Annotated in this window: 19 protein-coding genes; 2 read left to right on the top strand and 17 right to left on the bottom strand. The window is 47.8% G+C overall.

What is annotated here, in order from left to right; translation table 11 throughout:
• Positions 1–22: 22 nt before the first annotated feature.
• Both ccmB and ccmA read right to left on the bottom strand, forming a co-directional pair.
• Positions 23–736 carry a heme exporter protein CcmB gene (gene ccmB / locus NNX04_RS03415; RefSeq protein WP_007641332.1) on the bottom strand — a complete coding sequence of 238 codons (714 nt, stop codon included), beginning with the start codon at positions 734–736 and terminating at the stop codon, positions 23–25.
• A complete protein-coding gene (ccmA, locus tag NNX04_RS03410) occupies positions 729–1,403 on the bottom strand; it encodes a cytochrome c biogenesis heme-transporting ATPase CcmA (RefSeq protein WP_261947515.1) in 675 nt (224 codons plus the stop codon). Before ccmA ends, ccmB begins: the two co-directional genes overlap by 8 nt.
• 241 nt (positions 1,404–1,644) lie before the next feature.
• Here ccmA and fliK point away from each other — a divergent pair, with 241 nt between their 5' ends.
• Both fliK and NNX04_RS03400 read left to right on the top strand, forming a co-directional pair.
• A complete protein-coding gene (gene fliK, locus NNX04_RS03405) occupies positions 1,645–3,420 on the top strand; it encodes a flagellar hook-length control protein FliK (RefSeq protein ID WP_261947514.1) in 1,776 nt (591 codons plus the stop codon).
• Between the two features lie 43 nt (positions 3,421–3,463).
• A complete protein-coding gene (locus tag NNX04_RS03400) occupies positions 3,464–3,754 on the top strand; it encodes an EscU/YscU/HrcU family type III secretion system export apparatus switch protein (RefSeq protein ID WP_261947513.1) in 291 nt (96 codons plus the stop codon).
• Between the two features lie 26 nt (positions 3,755–3,780).
• Here NNX04_RS03400 and NNX04_RS03395 read toward each other — a convergent pair whose 3' ends face one another.
• From NNX04_RS03395 to aroC, 15 genes are all read right to left on the bottom strand, one after another.
• Positions 3,781–4,524 carry a hypothetical protein gene (locus tag NNX04_RS03395; RefSeq protein ID WP_261947512.1) on the bottom strand — a complete coding sequence of 248 codons (744 nt, stop codon included), beginning with the start codon at positions 4,522–4,524 and terminating at the stop codon, positions 3,781–3,783.
• Positions 4,511–5,026 (bottom strand): DUF2878 domain-containing protein, encoded by a 516-nt coding sequence (locus NNX04_RS03390; protein WP_261947511.1) that lies wholly within the window; start codon positions 5,024–5,026, stop codon positions 4,511–4,513. Before NNX04_RS03390 ends, NNX04_RS03395 begins: the two co-directional genes overlap by 14 nt.
• Entirely contained in the window at positions 5,026–6,291 is a 1,266-nt protein-coding gene (locus NNX04_RS03385) for an SAM-dependent methyltransferase (RefSeq protein WP_007641361.1), read from the bottom strand. Before NNX04_RS03385 ends, NNX04_RS03390 begins: the two co-directional genes overlap by 1 nt.
• On the bottom strand, positions 6,288–7,115 hold the full coding sequence (locus NNX04_RS03380) for a DUF1365 domain-containing protein (protein WP_261947510.1): 828 nt from the start codon (positions 7,113–7,115) through the stop codon (positions 6,288–6,290). Before NNX04_RS03380 ends, NNX04_RS03385 begins: the two co-directional genes overlap by 4 nt.
• Positions 7,116–7,148: 33 nt before the next feature.
• Positions 7,149–8,417 carry an NAD(P)/FAD-dependent oxidoreductase gene (locus NNX04_RS03375; protein WP_261947509.1) on the bottom strand — a complete coding sequence of 423 codons (1,269 nt, stop codon included), beginning with the start codon at positions 8,415–8,417 and terminating at the stop codon, positions 7,149–7,151.
• A 59-nt stretch (positions 8,418–8,476) separates the two neighbouring features.
• A complete protein-coding gene (locus tag NNX04_RS03370) occupies positions 8,477–9,244 on the bottom strand; it encodes an SDR family NAD(P)-dependent oxidoreductase (protein WP_261947508.1) in 768 nt (255 codons plus the stop codon).
• Positions 9,245–9,254: 10 nt separating this feature from the next.
• On the bottom strand, positions 9,255–10,676 hold the full coding sequence (locus NNX04_RS03365) for a cryptochrome/photolyase family protein (protein ID WP_261947507.1): 1,422 nt from the start codon (positions 10,674–10,676) through the stop codon (positions 9,255–9,257).
• Entirely contained in the window at positions 10,673–11,107 is a 435-nt protein-coding gene (locus NNX04_RS03360) for a nuclear transport factor 2 family protein (RefSeq protein ID WP_151057809.1), read from the bottom strand. Before NNX04_RS03360 ends, NNX04_RS03365 begins: the two co-directional genes overlap by 4 nt.
• Before the next feature lie 9 nt (positions 11,108–11,116).
• Positions 11,117–12,034 carry a MerR family transcriptional regulator gene (locus tag NNX04_RS03355; protein ID WP_261947506.1) on the bottom strand — a complete coding sequence of 306 codons (918 nt, stop codon included), beginning with the start codon at positions 12,032–12,034 and terminating at the stop codon, positions 11,117–11,119.
• 2 nt (positions 12,035–12,036) lie between these two features.
• Positions 12,037–12,996, bottom strand: coding sequence for a YbgA family protein (locus tag NNX04_RS03350; RefSeq protein WP_261947505.1), 960 nt, complete (start codon positions 12,994–12,996; stop codon positions 12,037–12,039).
• 221 nt (positions 12,997–13,217) lie between these two features.
• Positions 13,218–14,192, bottom strand: a complete 975-nt coding sequence (gene cysB / locus NNX04_RS03345; protein ID WP_040391738.1) for an HTH-type transcriptional regulator CysB — start codon at positions 14,190–14,192, stop codon at positions 13,218–13,220.
• A gap of 294 nt (positions 14,193–14,486) precedes the next feature.
• A complete protein-coding gene (locus NNX04_RS03340) occupies positions 14,487–15,386 on the bottom strand; it encodes a 5'-nucleotidase (protein ID WP_151057814.1) in 900 nt (299 codons plus the stop codon).
• A 20-nt stretch (positions 15,387–15,406) separates the two neighbouring features.
• The gene (locus NNX04_RS03335) at positions 15,407–16,180 is read right to left on the bottom strand and encodes an amidohydrolase (RefSeq protein WP_151057817.1); all 774 of its coding nucleotides are present in this window, start codon (positions 16,178–16,180) and stop codon (positions 15,407–15,409) included.
• Between the two features lie 2 nt (positions 16,181–16,182).
• The gene (locus NNX04_RS03330) at positions 16,183–17,361 is read right to left on the bottom strand and encodes an MFS transporter (RefSeq protein WP_261947504.1); all 1,179 of its coding nucleotides are present in this window, start codon (positions 17,359–17,361) and stop codon (positions 16,183–16,185) included.
• Between the two features lie 133 nt (positions 17,362–17,494).
• Positions 17,495–18,595 (bottom strand): chorismate synthase, encoded by a 1,101-nt coding sequence (gene aroC / locus NNX04_RS03325; protein WP_007641389.1) that lies wholly within the window; start codon positions 18,593–18,595, stop codon positions 17,495–17,497.
• Positions 18,596–18,671 lie beyond the last annotated feature (76 nt).

Below are 18,671 nucleotides of genomic sequence, written 5' to 3'. Positions count from 1 at the left end.
GAGTAAGACCTGATTATTATGTTTAACCGTTGGCACTGATGCGCAACGCGCCCATTGCCGCTATAGGTGCCAAAACAATCGCCAAGGCTAAAAAAGCCCCCAGAATTGCCAATTGCATACCGATTGCACCGCCCTGCACCGCGCTTTGCACAGCACTTGCACCAAAAATGAGAACCGGAATATACAGGGGCATGACGATCAGCGACAACAATAACCCACCTTTACGCAGTGAAACTGTGAGTGCTGCCCCTACTGCGCCAATTAAACTCATGGATGCGGTGCCAAGTAACAGTGAAGTGAACAGTGCCCAAAAACCTTCCGCAGGCAGGCTCAGCATAAGCGCCAGAACTGGTGCCAACAATGTGACTGGTAAGCCGGATACTAACCAATGCACCAGCACCTTGGCCATTACCGCAAAATAGAGTGATTGCGGGCTGATTAACATTTGCTCAAGTGAGCCGTCGTCATAGTCACTGCGAAATAAACCATCGAGCGATAAGAGTGTTGCCAACAGCGCCATTACCCACACAATACCTGGCGCCAAAAGTGCCAACACTGATTTTTCCGGGCTAACGCCCAAGGGAATCAAGGTGATCGCAATCAGGAAAAATACCAGCGGATTCGCCAATTCGGATTTGTGGCGCGCGGCAACTAACAAGTCACGTCGAAAATTAGCAACAAAACCAGCCAACAACGAGAATCCCCCACGATCATTTTTTAATGTCGGATTAGCCATTGGCAGTTGCCCCACCCGGCTCAAACGCTGATGCTGTTGGCTGGTAACCCTGCAAATTAATCATGCGCAGCTGTGGCAAGGTTAAATCCTGATGCGAGGTCAAAATCACCAAACCACCCTGCGTTACCTGGCGTGCGATAAGTGCTTCCAGTTGGGCAACGCCCGGTTTATCGATAGCGGTAAAAGGTTCGTCAAGAATCCAAATGCGTGCCTGACTTAAATACAAACGCGCCAAGGCCACACGGCGTAATTGTCCGGCGGAGAGCTGGTAACAAGGCGTATCTTCGTAACCGTAGAGGCCCACTGCAGTGAGCGCTTGATGGATGTCCCCGCTGTCGCCTGTTTGTGCTAAATACCAGGAGAGATTTTCTGCAGGGCTTAGGGCTTTTTTGATACCGGCAAGATGACCGAGATAAAGACTGTCGCGCGCGAACTCCCAGCGCGCGGTGGCGAGTGGCTGCCCGCTGTAGCGGATTTCACCTTCATAATCCTGACTGATACCCGCAATGGCGCGTAGCAAGGTGGTTTTACCCGCACCATTAGGGCCGCCGATTTGCACTAAATCGCCCGCTGCAAAGCGGATGTTAAGGCCAGTAAATAAGCAGCGTTCATCGCGCTCGCAACTGAGGTCGTGCAATTCAAGCAGCGGGGTTAGCAAATCAGTCATGCGGTGTTTCAACCTTAGCTATTTACCTTAGTTATCGACCTAGCCGGGAGTGCCAAAGTCTATCTGGGTCGAATCACAAATCGACACAGCAAAAGGGCGAGCCGCTATACTCATCACAGCTCACTTGTCCGGAGTCCGCATCCTGCGCTTAAGAAACTGCGCGCGATTATAGCCGTGTGGCTCCCGGCAAAGCACCTCAAATTGCGCATTTGATGCGATGAATCAATAATCGGAATCGCTAATGGACATTAACGCTATCACCAATAAATCCGATTTGTCTTTGCGCAGCCAACAGCAGATACAGATCGAACAGGTTAGCGCGCTCGCAAAAACCCTCGGGTTGAAAACAGGCGATCAATTTATTGCGCAGGTGGAAAAAGTAACCCAGGCAAGCCCGGCTGAGCGCGCCGAGCTACTGAAATCAATTGAAACAGCATTAACACAACTCAATAAAAACTCTGCTGCCCCGGCAGTGAAAGCCGTTTTAGCACAGCTACTCGAGCAAAAAGCACTGGCCCAAACACCCAGTCTGAAGCTGATCAATTTGGCGGTATCCAACCCGTTGCAAACCTCGACCAGTGCTACGCCACCCGTTCCTACTCACCTGTTGAGCTATAGCATCGAACCTGTGACTGTTGGGCAATCACTCCTGCTGCAGTTAACGGCGAACCAACGCATACAAATACTGGAGCCTATTGCCCACGAGCAGTTGAACAAGGTGATTAGCTTAATTACATCCTTACAGAGCGAAGGAAAAACTTTGCCAGCATCGCTGTTAGACGTATTGCGCAGTGTGCAACAAGGCAGCGTGCAAGAGCAGCTGGCGATGAAGGCGCAAAACGCTATCAGTGAAAGCCTACGCCAGCTACTGCCCGTTAAAGACCGAGGTCAGGATTTACTGGAGGCCCTGCCGAAACTCACCCAATTTGTGCAGCAAATGCCGCCAGCGTCGCGTGGGGAATGGTTGTCGAGCGAGTTACAGGGTGCCTTGAAAACCGTCGCCAACCATATTCGCCTCACCGATCAATTAACCAATCCCAAACTGCTGGAAACGACGCTCAATAACAACGGCCAGCGTTTTGAACAGAAATTGGCGCAAACACTTGGCCTTGTTATGGCGACCGCAAATGCCACAGTTCAGCCAGCTGACAAGCAAATCCCAGTAACTACCGCTGCTCAGGCAGGTCTTGGTGCCAGCGCATCAGCTTCTGATAAAAACCAATTAGCGAACAAGCTTTTGACTGCTGGCGCAACTAACCTTCTCGCTGCTGGAGTTGTAGCAAACGGCTCAAAAACGCCAGTCATCAATCTGGATAAAATCATTTCGCAGGATTTAAAAGGTGCGTTGCTGGGCGTGTTACATCAATTGGAGCGAGAACTTGTCGCCAGCTCAGCTGCCGCACTGGTTCCTATCAGTGAAACCGGCAAATTGAATCTGGCTGGCGCCCTACCCCAATTGCTTGCCTTTATGATGCAAAAACAACCAGCAGAATTGAATCAAAAACAATTGCGCGCCCAGCTAGTGATGTTAATGCACCAGTACACCCTCGGCAGCCTGGCAAAAATCCAGCTGCAGCAAATTCACACCCTCAGCCACCAACTGACACAAACCGATCAGCCACAACCCACCCAATCCTGGCAGATGGAAATTCCCGTTCGCCAAGGACAAGACGTCCACCCCTTAACTATTCAGCTTGAACAAAAGTGGGTTGAAGATTCTGAAGAGTCCACCGAGAAGGAAGCAAAACGCGTACGGCAATGGAATGTCATGTTGGGATTTGATTTGCCAGCGGTAGGAAAGCTTTATGCGCAGCTCGCATTACTCAACGAACGGCTCAGCGTAAAATTTTGGGCAGAACAAGAAAAAACGTTACAGCAAGCACAGGCACAGCTCGATACTTTCAAAGCGCAATTGGAAAAAGAAGGCATTCAAATCGCACAGCTGCAATGTGTACCCGGATTGCCGCCCACACCCAAAATGTCGGTAAATTATTCGTTAGTTGATATAAAAACCTGATGCCCTGACAGGAAAAATTTATTAACTATTGTGAGAGTCTGGTATGACTGAAACCTATTCCGGCACGCAATTACAAAAGGCTGTCGCTCTGTATTACGACGGAAAAAATGCTCCCCATGTAAGCGCCAAAGGCACCGGTGCAGTGGCAGAGCAAATTATTAATATTGCCAACGAACATGGTGTGCCGCTGTGCGATAACGCAGCAGTAGTCGATTTGCTGGTAACGCTGGAGTTAGGCGATGAAATTCCCGAGGCACTTTATATTGCCGTTGCCTATATCATCGCCTTTGCTTATCAATTGGAAGGAAAAGTGCCAGATGCTTGGCAAAACTAACCAAGCATCAAAAATTGTCGGTATGGTTAATTCAGATACTCGTAGTCAATTCTAACATCCACCGGATCACCTGCATTATTATCCAGATTGGAACGGCCGTAGAATCGCATTAGAAATTTGCCATTAGGGTTGTAAGCCAAGTAGATCGGGTCGGCAAAAAAAGAAATAAATGCTTTTGCCGGAGCGATGCGGAAGTGTACCCAATCTGCGCCAAATTCTTTATCGTTTGCTGGCGACTCACTTGCTTTGATTTTGCGCGCTTCCAACTGAATGGTGCTTAGTCGGACTGGCAAAGCAAACTCAAACTTCAAGCGTTTACCTGCCATTAATTGATCCCAATTCAGCTGAATATAAGCGTCAAACCCCGCATCGATAACCAGGCGAGCATTATCGAGAATTACTTTTTCGTTCACATTGGCACTTTTGCCATGGCTCAGCACTAAACGCGCACCTTGAAATTGGGCTGCTACATATTCGTTGTCGCGGTTGTCTTGCAATTCAAAGCTGGGCTGAAAAAACTCCCCCTGATAAACCAGAGTTTTAGTGGCAAAGAGATTTCCCTCTGGCGAAAAATAATCAACAGTTACCGATTTATTTTCATCCAGCGCGGTATACAGCTCACGGTAGGCAAGTTGATTGTTTTCCAGATTGTAGGCGGTACCCGCCACAACATAACTCTTCTCAGCCACAACAGGCAAAGAAACAATAGTGAGCATTAACAATAAAACGCTCACAACATGGGTCGGAATAAGGGAGTTAATGCGGTACATAAGGCTTAATCCTCACACTCAGAAAACGATGCAACGGCAGAACGAGCAGCCACAGGAAGGCTATTATAGGAACAACCTCGGTTAAGGGGCTAGACCATTGTGCCGAAGAAAGCTTAACACCCGCTAAATAACTCAAGGGGCCAGATATTGCCCCCAAGGCTGCAGCCCAATAGGGGCGCTCGTAAACCCAAAGCAATGAGTGATTGAGTGTAATCCCCATCAAAATCCAGAGACAAACCAACCACAAGGGCGGCCAGAGAGGAGATTCAACAAAATTGATTTGACCGGTTCTGATCAAAATAAGGTCGTGCGCCAATCCAATTGCTACGCACAACATCACTGCCACCAAATCGCCAAGGCGCTGCGTCGACAAGAAAAAATGCAAACAGAGCGCCCCTGCGGTGTATAACAATGCCCATTGGCTGCCGCATAAAATGCAAACCAGCCACCCCACCTGAAACAAGAAAATGTTAGTGGCGGTCAATACCAGACTGCGTTTCATTAATCGAAAAACCCTGTGCGATAGTCAGGCTTAGCAAAAACTATCTGTGCGGTTCCTATACTGCGCTCGCGAAATCCGCCTTCACAATAACAAAGGTAAAATTCCCACATGCGAATAAAGCGATCATCAAAACCTTGAGCCCTCACCTCATCCAACTTTTCTATAAACAAATCCCGCCAGTGTTTCAAGGTTTGCGCGTAGTGCTCGCCAATATCTTCGATGTGTAAAATATTCATGTCGGTTTTGCGTTTAACAAAATCGCTAACAACACTAATAGACGGTAAGGAACCACCAGGGAAAATATAGCGCTGGATAAAATCAACAGCTTTTCGTGCACGCTCATAGCGCTGATCTTTAATGGTAATTGCCTGGATCAACATCAACCCGTTTGGCGCGAGCAGACGCGAACAAGTTGCAAAGTATTGCGCGTAATGATCGTGCCCTACTGCCTCAATCATTTCTATTGACACCAGTTTAGTAAATTGCCCCTGGAGATCCCGATAATCATCAAATAGCACAGTAATTTTATCGCTCAAACCTGCCGCCGCAACGCGTGCCAGCGCATACTCCCGCTGCTCTTTTGAGATAGTTGTTGTGGTCACACGACAGCCATAGTGTTGTGCCGCATAAATGGCCATTCCACCCCAGCCAGTACCAATTTCCAACAAATGATCCTGTGCAGTCAGCTGAAGTTTTTCACACACACGCTGCAATTTATGAACCGCCGCAACAGACAAGCTTGCGTCCGGCGCAGGATAAATAGCTGACGAATACATCATGGTTTCGTCAAGAAATAATTTGAAGAAATCATTACCCAAATCATAGTGCGCCGAGATATTTTTACGTGACCCCTCTTTGGTATTGCGATTAAACCAATGAAATACTTTCAACAACCACTGCCCAATAATCGATTGACTATTGTCCAGTCGATCAAGGGCATCCATATTGCGCACAAACAACCGCATCACTTGGGTTAAATTAGGGGTAGACCAATAACCGCTCATGTAGGCTTCACCTGCACCTACCGAACCACCAAAAATCACATCCGAATAAAAATTGGCATCATGTACAAAAATATCCGCCACCAATTCGGTTTGTTCATGCGCTTGACCAAACTCAAACAGCTCGCCCTGCTCATGCACACGCAGGCAACCGGTCTCAAGCCCCCGCAACATGTTGAACAACAACCCTTTGGCGATAGACTGGTTGCGTGTGAGTGAAGTAACGCGGTGTTTAGGCGCAAGTGCGATACTGGTCGATTTCACGATTTTTCCCCTGTCGTTTTAAGTTCTACACTGGTGTCAGTGTGCAAAGGATTTATTGTTTGGTGCGAATACACGGGTGCACCTTTAAAAAATAAACGGGCTGCTTGCCAATAAATTGCGAGTGGCACTTTTATCGCGACCCAAGGTTGTAACCACAGCAATCGTTTTAACAAAATGGGCGACCATGCATAGCGCCGCAAATTGAGAGTGGCATCCATATGGCAGATAGGATTAGTGGTGCCAGTGAGTTTTTTTTGCACAGGCGGTGCGTGATTTTCCATGTGCACTAACAAGTTTTCATCCGGGTTTGTACTTACCCAGTGATAAACCATGTCCAATGGATTAAAAGGTGAAACATGGAATTTTTTTTCAAATTCAGTTTTGGCCTTTCCCGACTGACTGCTGCACTGTACCAAGTAACAGTGACGTTCATTCCACGGCGTATTATTCACCTCGGCAAGAATCACACTTGGGCAGTTCGCATCGGCTTCAAATAGGTAATACAAGGTCACCGGGTTAAAACAGAACCCCCACATGCGTAAATTGGTCAGCATGCGTATTGGGCCAAGGGGACAAGAGCCCGCCAACGCTTTCACTTTGCTGCGCACTGCATCTTTTAATGGGATTGAAGGATCACCTAAATAATCGCTACGCAAAAAGCTGCCAATATTTTTTCGATTCAAAGACCAGCCGCGCACACCAGAAAAAAGTTCAGGTAACTCGTCCAGGTCGATATAAAACAGGGTGGAGTCATAGGTAAATTCGTGACGTTTGGGATGAAAACGTCTGTGACGTAACTTACCTTGATAAATAGCGCTATGCATAAGCGCTACTCCAAACATGATAGGCGTAAATCATCACCAGATTTCTCCGAGCGATTGCGCGACACGTATCGCAGAAACGACGCCGTCCTCATGAAAACCATTGCGCCAATAAGCACCGCAAAAATGTGTTTTGTTTACGCCACTGATCTCTGCCCAACGCGCCTGCGCTGTAATGGAATCAAGTGTGAACATGGGGTGGCTATAGTGATAACGGCCATAGACCTTTTCTGGATCAATGCCATCACCTGTATTAACAGATACACAAAAGGTAACCGGCGCACTCAGCCTTTGCAAAATATTCATGTTGTAAGTGAGTGCCGTTGCATCGGCAGACTCATCCAATAGCAAATAATTCCAACTGGCCCAAGCACGGGTGGATTTTGGCAAATAGCGAACATCGCTGTGCAAAACAACGTCGTTGGGCTTGTAGGGAATCGCCGATAAAATTTCATATTCAGCAGTACTGGGGTCAGCTAATAATTTAAGTGCTTGGTCGCTATGACAGGCGAATACAACTTCATCAAACAATTGTTCGCCAAACTTGGTACTGGTAACCAGCGCACCTTCTGCCACACGTTTTACTGAGCTGACAGCGCAGTTGGTATGGATGTTTTGTTGATAAGAGCGTGTTAGTGGCTCCAGATACTGGTGCGAACCACCTTTGATCGTAAACCACTGGGGCTGTTGGGTTACGGTGAGCAAACCGTGGTTGTGAAAGAAGCGCACAAAAAACACCAGCGGCATAGCGGCTGCCGTTTCCAGCCCGGAAGACCAAATAGCAGAAACCATGGGCAATATATAAAAGCGACGAAACCTCTCGCTATAGTTTTGCTCATGCAAATAATCACCCAAGGTTTTTTCCGTTGGAATGTCATCTGAGTGGTAAAGTTGGGTACAGGCTTTATTAAACCGCACTATTTCATTAAGCATACACAGGTGAGCAAAACTAAAAATATTTTTACGTTGGGCAAATACACCATTCAAAGAAGTACCACTGTATTCAAATTGACTGGCAGTGCAAGAAACACTAAAACCCATATCGGTAGGTTGATAAGCAACACCTAGCAGCTCAAGCAATTTAATAAAATTGGGATAGGTGCGATCGTTAAACACAATAAAACCGGTATCAACATCGAATTGTTCATCACCCAAGCTGACCGTTTTAGTTGCGGTATGACCACCAATTTCATTGGTAGACTCAAACACATGCACATCGTGTCGACGTGCTAATAAATAGGCGCTCAATAAGCCGCTAATACCGCTGCCGATAATGGCAATTTTTTTACGTATCAGTGATGACATTTATTTACTCTTATCCAGGTACTTACCAATTCATATTCAATTTTTAGCAAAGAAAAGATTCAGCCCGAGTTTCGGGAAATTTTTTTCAATAACGCTGTTTGTAATTTCAGTGGTAGATACGCGATAAAGTTCATGATCCACACCAACTGCCACGGGAATGAAATAATCCACTTACGTTTAGCGATACCCTGTACTATTTTTTTTACAGCGAAATCGCTCTCCACCGCAAATGGCATAGGAAAATCGTTGCGTGCTGTCAGCGGCGTTTTTACAAAACCGGGTCGCACAATGGAAATATCAATCGCTTCTTTAACCAGGTCCACGCGCAGTGAATTAAATAAATATTCAAGCGCCGCCTTGGAAGCGCCATAAGCTTGTGAGCGCGGCATTGGTAAAATACTGGCCATGCTGGAAACGCCCACTAATTGCGACCCTTGGCGTTTGCGTAACAAGGGCAAACAAAACTGCAAACTGTTCAATGTGCCGCGCCAATTAATAGCCATTACTTTGTCGAACGGCTCCATGGATAAGTTATAGACATCCGCATATTCACAGGTGCCCGCATTTAAAATGGCGATATCCAAGTAATCAGTTTGCGAATGAATGGCTTCTACAGCACGCAGGCAATCGGCGTCGCTGGTTAAATCCACTGGCACAGCTATACAACTGGCAGGGTAAGCCGCAACCAACTCTGCCAAACTTTCGGCCGAACGCGCCAACACAAATACCCTCTCCCCTGCGGCTAAATAACTGCGCGCCAATTCCCGCCCAATTCCGCTAGAGGCACCAGTAATCAAAATCGTGCGTTGCGCGGCAGCAGGTGTCATGGCAATAACTCTAGGTAGTGGCAACAGGTGATAACTTTTTGAATAGCGCAATCGTGGCTTTGCGGCTCTCTGACAAATCAACAATGGGTCGCGGGTACTTAATCAGGGGCGGCGGATTGTGGATTTCCTTGGCAGATAAATGCGCTACTTCTGGTACCCACTTACGAATGAAATCGCCTTTTGGATCAAAGCGTTCCGATTGACTGCAGGGATTGAAAATACGGAAATAAGGGGCGGCATCGGTGCCGGTAGATGCGCTCCACTGCCAGCCACCGTTATTGGCTGCAAAATCGCCATCAATCAGCTGCGACATAAAATATTGCTCGCCCCAGCGCCAATCAATTTGGCAATTTTTAGTGAGAAACATCGCCACTACCATGCGTAGGCGATTGTGCATCCACCCAGTGGCGTTTAACTGGCGCATGGCTGCATCGACAATGGGAATGCCAGTCATGCCTTTGCACCAAGCCTCAAATAAAGCAGTATCTTTTTGCCAGGGAAACGCTTCAGTGTGCGCCTGCATCGCTTGGCGTTTGCACACTTGCGGGTAGTCCACCACCACATGTTGGTAGAACTCACGCCAGATTAATTCACTGATCCAGCACGCGGCGCCGGCATTACCACTCCAATCGCCATAGGTGTAGGCGAGCACTGCAGATAAGGCCTGCCGCGGCGAAAGCGAACCCACGGCAAAATAGGGAGAGAGTGTGGATGTACCTGCAATAGCGGGATAGTCGCGCTGATCCAGATATTGGGTGAGACCATTGGCGATAAAGTCATCCAAGCGGCGATATGCCTCCTGTTCACCAGCAGGCCAAAGCGCCGAAAGGTCGCGTAAATCATGGCCTGAAAATAGTTGATCTATCGCATCTGGCGAACAAGCTTTGATAACGGAGTCCAATGTTTGCGATTGCGGCAACGCCAATGGTGTTAGCGACAGGGGCATAACTGTTTGCAGCCACTTCTTTTTAAACGCGGTAAATACTTTGTAAGGCTCGCCTTGACCATTGCGCACCATGCCGGGTGGCACAATGCAGCGATCATGGCAGCGTTTTACAGCGATGCCCTGCTCGCGCAGCAATTGATTGGCAGCCATATCGCGATTTAATTCATTAACCGGATATTCCGCATTAAAAAAACAATGGCTCGCATTCACACTTTGTGCGAGACGCAATAATTCCGGTGCGATCTGCGCGGGTTTTTCCACCCGGCTCACCAACAGCGTAATATTCAGCCTTGCCAACTCGTTGCGCAAAATATGCAAGTGACGACGAATAAAGTCGCGTTGGGCGGCAGACTGATCATGCAACCGCACATAGGCATCGCAATGAATATAAACAGCGACCACACCGGCACCCAACTCTGCCGCTTTAAACAACGCCGGGTTATCGCGCAAACGCAAATCGTGACGCAACCACACTAAAGCCGTCATTTGGCACCTATGCGTTTTTTAACGTAGCGAATCGCGGCACCCAATAAGGGTAAATGCTCATACAGCATAGAGCCGGCATCAAAATAATCGCGGTGGTAATAAACTTTTTCGTTGAACAGCAGGTGACTATTACCGGTCAGTTCAAGTGGTTTTCCTCCGGCAATTTTTTTGTGCCGGTAGTGCATGGTCCAAAACAGAATGGCCTCACCGCGCTCTATCATTTCCAATGAATGATGGAATTCAAAGCGACACTCAAGCAAGTCATCCATCATCCCACCAAAATATTGCGCAAGATTATTAATACCATTTACGGCGTGTAATGGATCGCGAAACTGTATGTCCTCGCTATAAATTTCCGGCAGAGTTTTGAGTATTTTTTTATCAAAGCGCATATACATGGCACGCACTTTTTGTGGAACTGTTGGCGTCATAGAGACGAATCATCCCTTCAAAAATTGATTAATAAATAAAACGGCCTCTTGCTGGTTAGTGCAAGGCTTCACCGCAGGTTGCCCGGCCAAATCAAGTGCGGGGAATGGTGCAATCAACTCCCCCACCACCACAATTTGTACAGCGGACTTTTCCAGTAAGCTTGTTAAGTGTAGTTGTAAGCCTGCAGCATTCACGGTGTCGTAACCTATAAGCACAACTATTTTTGCATCAAGCGCCTGACATGCCAGCAGCGCTTCCTGTGGATTCAAGTACCCCAGGTATTCAATCGGATGCTGGTTAATTAACAGGCTATAACCGAATAACTGTGCCAGTAGCGGATTCTCTTGTTCTGTAGGAGACAACAACAAAATTCGCTCGCCCGCTGCGGATTGGCGCTGCCGCGCTTGCGCCTCTAAAATCATCTCCAGCGCCAGATTTGAAAAAAAAGCACGCCGTGCACTCATACCTGGTTCGTTTCCTGCCAAGTCATCCATCAGTGGTACAAATAAATAATCTGCAACCATCTCCGCCGGATAAAGCGCGAGCGTATCGGCGATTAATCGCTCGAGTGGCTTGCGCTGAAAATTATTAATGGCAGTATAAATTTGCTGCGCGAGTTGAATCCAATTTGAATCAATAACTTGCTCATTTTGCGCCAGGGTTTGATTGGCCAGCAGCGCTTTTACTTTGCTAATAGCCAAGCCGCGCCCGAGCCACAACTGCACCTCTTTAACACGCTGGATATCGCTACGACTATAGAGCCGGTGGCCTTTGCTGGTTCGCTGGGGAACTAATAAACCATAACGGCGCTCCCACGCCCGCAGTGTTACGGTATTGACGCCCGTCACACGCGATATCTCGCGAATTGGAACCAGCTCTGCATCAACTGATTCGCCCTCGAGTGGCAATGATTGAGTGCTACTCATTGTCAGCTGTTCTCAATGATGTGGTTACGTAAACCCAGCTGTTCTGGATGCGGTGACCAAAAGGTTTGTGATTTAAGGTAAGGGTTTTCCAACTTGAGCAGATGGTGTTTTAACAGGGTCAAGGGCACCACCAAAGGCACCATGCCAGCTTTGTAGGAATCAATGAGCTGTGACAACTCTTGTTTGTCCTGAGTACTCAGAATTTCTTTGAGGTAGCCACGCAAGTGCATCATGGCGTTGGTATTGCCTTTGCGCGTGGCGTGGTGTGAAAGTGCAGCCATGAATAATTGAAAAAATTGATCGCAGCTGGCTTGAATATCGCGCCCGCCAAGGTTGGATAAAAAACGCCCTATCTCAAAGTAACTGGGCACATGGTGTGCCATCACCTGATATTTATAGCGGGAGTAAAAGTTAATCAGCTTTTTGGCAGTGGGTTCATGGGCAAGGTGCTTTTTAAAATCGTGAAATGCAAATACACGGGTGAGAAAGTTATCGCGCAGCCCCGCATCATTCAGGCGCCCTGCTTCTTCCACCGGTAAATGAGGCATCAGCTCCATAAAACGTTTGGCATAAGCACCGCGCCCTTTGGCATCCATGGTGTAACCATTAGTGCGATAGCGTTTCATGCCATAAACCCCACAGCTGGGGGAGTTTTGCATGAATACATAGCCGCAGATGTCCGGCATTTGTGCAACGGCCAACTCAGCTTGAGCCACCAAAGCATCAGTGACATCCAGCTCGGGATTGGCGACACCAACAACCCGGGTCTCGTCACCAATTACCATCAAGCGGATTGGTTTACGCGGGATTCCCAGACCGATAGCCACTTCCGGGCATACAGGGCGGAACTCGATGAAGTTGGAGAGTACGTCTGTTAAATAGCGGCTACGTTTGTGGCCACCATCAAAACGCACTTGCTCGCCCAAGAGACACTGGCTAACACCTACAGGAATCTTGATCATGGAAAACCTATACAAATAATTGGTGATGTATAAGTTTTAATACACAAGCCTATACAAAGCAAATTATTTGTATAACTTATTAAAAAATAATCGAAAAACCGACAGTTAAATACACTAGTGTGGGGCATCAAGAAATTAAAATTATTTTTAAGATTGATCAGCAACTGCTTGATAAACAAGAATAAAAAAACCGGGCATTTAGCCCGGTTTTTATTTTTCGTTTAATGACGAGGAATTTTGATATTTTCAAATAACTCATCCAACTCGGCACGGGAATGGCGGTTAAATGCTTCATTGATAATATCTTTGGTGAGGTGTGGCGCAAATTTTTCAATAAAGTCGTACATGAAGCCGCGCAGGAACGTACCGCGCCGAAAGCCGATTTTGGTAACGCTGTCCTCAAATAAATGGCTTGCATCCAGTGCAACTAGGTCAGTATCGGTCGTCTCGTTGTAGGCCATGCTCGCAATAATGCCAACCCCCAGCCCCAGACGCACGTAGGTCTTGATTACGTCCGCATCTGCCGCCGTGAAAACAACTTTAGGAGCCAAACCACGATTAATAAACGCTTCGTCGAGTTTGGAGCGCCCCGTGAAACCAAACACATAGGTGACAATTGGATATTTGGCGACATCTTCCAGCGTCAGGTTGGCAACCTGCGCCAGTGGGTGATTCTTGGGTACTACGATGCTGCGATTCCAACGGTAGCACGGCATCATAATCAAATCGCTAAACAGCTCCATGGCTTCTGTCGCGATGGCAAAATCAACTGTGCCATCAGCCGCCATTTCAGAAATCTGCATCGGCGTTCCCTGATGCATATGCAGTGCAACTTCAGGGTATTGCTTGATAAAGGAGCCAATCACCGGTGGCAAGGCATAACGTGCCTGGGTGTGAGTTGTCGCCAAGGTCAATGTGCCCTTGCGTTCATTGCTGAACTCCTGAGCCACCTGCTTGATACTCTCAACCTTACGCAGGATCTCTCCTGCCGTTTTCAGTATGGCTTCACCCGCCGGCGTAATGCGGGTTAAGTGCTTCCCGCTTCGGGAAAAAATCTCTACACCCAGCTCATCCTCTAATAAGCGTATTTGCTTACTGATGCCCGGCTGGGAGGTATACAGACTCTGTGCTGTGGCAGACACATTCAGGTCGTGATGTGCCACTTCCCAGATGTAACGTAATTGTTGCAGCTTCATAAGCCCTCCGATTGGCTCACTCACTGGGGATACCGCCAGTAGCGATACCGGTAACATGATCCTTGAGATGACCCCAAGGTTATAAAATTAAAGGTATTTATTTACAAAAAGAATAGTTGATGCAGGACAGCTCGCTTGGAATTATTAATTTCACGCCAAACAGCTCTGTTTACAACTTTAGACTATATCTACCAAATGCAAAGCGACTAAACCTCTAATATTACAAAAATGATAAAAATTAGGGGCAAAACAGTCATTATTGGCTATATGGGATAACAAATTTACGTGCCAGCCCTAGGGGCGATTCGCAATTCCATGAGGTACATGCCCAGTCGCTACATGTTCTCGGGCCGACTCGCAGTGCATTTTTTGATCATCAAAAAAAACATCTGCCCCATAAGCCTTTAAAAAAGTCCCTTTTGCCAAGCCACCTAGAAAGAGGGATTCATCAATACGAATATTCCAGGCACGCAAGGTGCGAATAACCCGTTCATGAGCAGGAGCTGAGCGTGCTGTTACTAATGCGGTGCGAATGGGGCAATTTTCACCAAACTCCGCTTGCAACCCATGTAATGCGGAAAGAAACTGTTTGAATGGGCCGCCACTGAGAGGCTCTTTGGCAGACGCTTTTTCGCTTTCGGTAAAGGCTGACAAGCCTTGCAACTTATAAACCTGCTCCGCCTCATCGGAAAAAATAACTGCGTCGCCATCAAATGCAAAACGGAGTTCGTCTTCATTCTCAACTTGCGGTTTGGAAGCGATTAAGGTTGCTGCAGCCATGCCGTGATCCAATGCTTGACGCACATCATCCGGCTCAGTTGAAAGGAATAAATGACAGCCAAATGCCGATGCGTAGCGGTAAGGAGAAGTACCGCCACAAAATGCAGCGCGACTAATCTTGAGGCCGTAATGCTCGATGGAGTTAAACACCCGCAAGCCGGTATCTGCACTGTTGCGAGACAACAGAATAACCTCCACACGCGGCTCCCCCCCCAGACGTTCATTCAAACGCAACAATTTTTTGACCATTGGGAATGCGTCACCTGGCGGTAGTATTTCGTCTTCATGATCAATTTGGTATTGCGCGTAAGCAGCCAGGCCATCCTTCATATACACCTGATGGCTATCGTCAAGATTGAATAAGGCACGCGATGAAATCGCTATCACTAACTTGTCACCAAAACCCTTAGCCATACCGCACTCTCCAAATAAAATTAGCCGCGCAATTCAAAGTTGTCTGCATCCAAATGCGCAGGAAAACGCGCGCGATACTCTTGCAATTGTTCGGCAAATAACTCAACGACTAACACCTCAGCTTCCTGGCTGGTAGCAATCAGTTCACCGGTAGCACTGTAAACACTGGAGTCGCCTGCATAATGCTGCGACGCTTCATCCATACCAACACGATTTACACCAATGACATAGCTCAGATTCTCAATAGCCCGCGCTTGCAAGAGACGATTCCAATGCAAGGCGCGGGCACTTGGCCAATTTGCCACATAGAGTGCGAGATCGTAATCGTTTCTGTTGCGACTCCACACAGGGAAGCGCAGGTCGTAACAAATTAACGGCAATATACGCCAGCCGTTAAGCTCCACCAAAACACGCTCACTTCCCATCGCATAGCGGGTATGTTCACCTGCCATGCGAAATAAATGGCGTTTATCGTAATGCACATGAGTGCCATCAGGGCGCATCCACACCAGGCGATTAAAATACTCATCACCTCTTTTTACCACCAGGCTACCTGTCACAACGGCGTTGTACTGATGTGCTTGTTGGTGCATCCATTGATAAGCGCGCCCGCCAACAACTTCAGCGTACTGGCGAGCACTCGAACAAAAACCTGTAGTGAAAACTTCGGGCAAAACGATTAAATCCACTTTTTTATTCATCGATGCCAGCGCGGCAGCGTAGCGCACCAAATTTTCTTCGGGCGCATTCGGGGTAATCATATGTTGAACTAAAGCAACTACCAGATTCTTCAAGGTCAATCACCTCGTAAGGCTTGATGTGCAGGATGCAACCAGAAATAACACAATAAAAATGCGATGCCCACTGAAATCGCCGCCAATAAAAAAGTTAAGGGGGCGCTGTAATCCCAGAGTAACCCACCTACTAACGCACCCGCTGCACCGCCCGCACCAAAACTGAATGAACTATAGAGAGCTTGCCCTTGCCCTTGATGTCCACCGGTAAAATAATTGCGCACTAACTCGATGGAAACAGAATGGGCAATACCGAAACTGCAAGCGTGCATAAGCTGGGCAAACAAGAGTACCCACAATGAATCTGCCAGGTAACCAATTAACAACCAACGCACCATGCTGACCAGCAAACTAAACAGCAATAAAGTGCGCAATGTGAGGCGCTGCAGGAGCTTAAACATCACTATGAATATGGCTACTTCCGCCAGTACCCCCAGTGCCCACAACAGCCCTGTGGCAGAGCGTGAGTAGTTATAATTCTCGACCAGATACAGAGTATAAAAAGTATAGTAAGGGCCATGGCTAAATTGCAGCAAAAAACTGGCGATTAAAAAACACAATACCGTTGGCTGCATTATCACCCCCCAAAAACCACCGCTGATTGCGGCTGTTTTTTTCCGGGTCATGTCTTTCAGGCTTAAACTTGAAAGCCAAATCAGAATTAGAAAACTGAGAATAAAGAGCGGTAAATAGCGAACGGGCAGCACATCAAATACCCAGCCCAATCCCACCACCGCGGCCATAAACCCCATGGAACCCCAGAGACGAATTTGCCCATAGCGCGAGTAGTTATCACCTAAATAACCGAGGGTGATAACTTCAAATTGCGGCAACACGGCATGCCAAAAAAAAGTGTAGCAACTGACTACCAACACCAGCCACCAATAGCGTGAATCCAACATCACGCCGGCAAAAATAATGCTCGCCAGCAAACTGCCAACACGAATAATGCGCAGCCGCTGCTGGGTGCGGTCAGCCAACCAGCCCCAAAAATTGGGAGCGATAATACGCGTGGCCAAAATAATCGCACTGATCACACCCACGTCTTGCGAGGAATACCCCAGTGACTTCAGGTAAATTCCCCAATAAGGAATTAACGCGCCGACCACTGCAAAATAAAAAAAATAAAAGCCGGATAAACGCCAATAGGGAATTGCTTGTTGTGCAAACGAAAGAGACATAGGCATGCTGCGGAGGGAGTAGATTGTTTATTAAGCCGGATTTTGAAAGCCAGCAATAAACCCTGGGATAAAAATAGCCGCTCAATGGAGCGGCTATGTGTGAAGCAAATTCGTTACAAAAACAGCGGCGTACTTATTTAACACTTCCGGGAATGACAGGAACCGAATGCTGCACCGCACCATTCTGCCCACGGTTTCGCAGTAAGTGATCCATCAGCACCAGGGCCAACATTGCTTCGGCAATTGGTGTTGCACGAATACCCACGCAGGGGTCGTGACGCCCTTTGGTAATTACTTCAACTGGATTGCCGTGCACATCTACACTGCGACCGGGAATGTGCAAGCTGGAGGTAGGTTTAAGGGCGATGTTGGCAATAATATCCTGACCGGATGAAATACCGCCCAAAATACCACCCGCGTTATTCGACAAGAAACCTTCGGGTGTCATCTCGTCGCGATGTTGGCTACCACGCTGCTCAACCGAGCCAAAACCTTCACCAATTTCAACACCTTTTACTGCGTTAATACTCATCAATGCGTGGGCGATTTCGGCATCGAGGCGATCAAAAATAGGCTCGCCTAAACCCGGCGGCACATTGGTGGCGACCACGGTGATTTTTGCACCGATGGAATCGCCCTCTTTATTGAGCGCCTGCATAAAGGTCTCCATCTCTGGCACCTTACTGGCGTCCGGGCAGAAAAACGGGTTTTGGTCGATTTGATCCCAATCAACCGATTCAATTTTTATCGGACCAAGCTGCGACAGATAACCGCGCACTTCAATGCCGTGAAAATCTTTCAAATATTTTTTGGCGATAGAGCCAGCTGCAACACGCATGGCCGTCTCACGCGCGGAGGAACGACCGCCACCGCGATAGTCGCGCACACCGTATTTTTGCATGTAGGTGTAATCGGCGTGGGCCGGGCGAAATTGGTCTTTGATATTGGAGTAATCTTTGGAGCGTTGATCAGTGTTCTCGATCAGCATGCCAATCGGTGTACCGGTAGTTTTACCCTCAAACACTCCCGACAAAATCTTGACTGCATCCTCTTCGCGACGCTGGGTGGTGTAACGCGACTGCCCGGGCTTGCGGCGATCCAGATCAATTTGAATATCCGCCTCAGTCAACTCAAGGCCGGGTGGGCAACCATCCACAATCGCGCCCAGCGCTACGCCGTGACTCTCGCCAAAGGTGGTAACCGTAAATAATTTGCCGTAGGTATTTCCAGACATAGAAATCAAACACCTGATCAATAAAAAAGTGGGCGGATTATACGTGAGTTAAGGCCATGACGCATCGCCAGCAGCA

The sequence above is a fragment of the Cellvibrio sp. QJXJ genome (assembly GCF_024452345.1).
Taxonomy (GTDB): Bacteria; Pseudomonadota; Gammaproteobacteria; order Pseudomonadales; family Cellvibrionaceae; genus Cellvibrio.
Note: the sequence above shows the minus strand (reverse complement) of the source record. Positions and strands in the feature narration are given on the sequence as shown.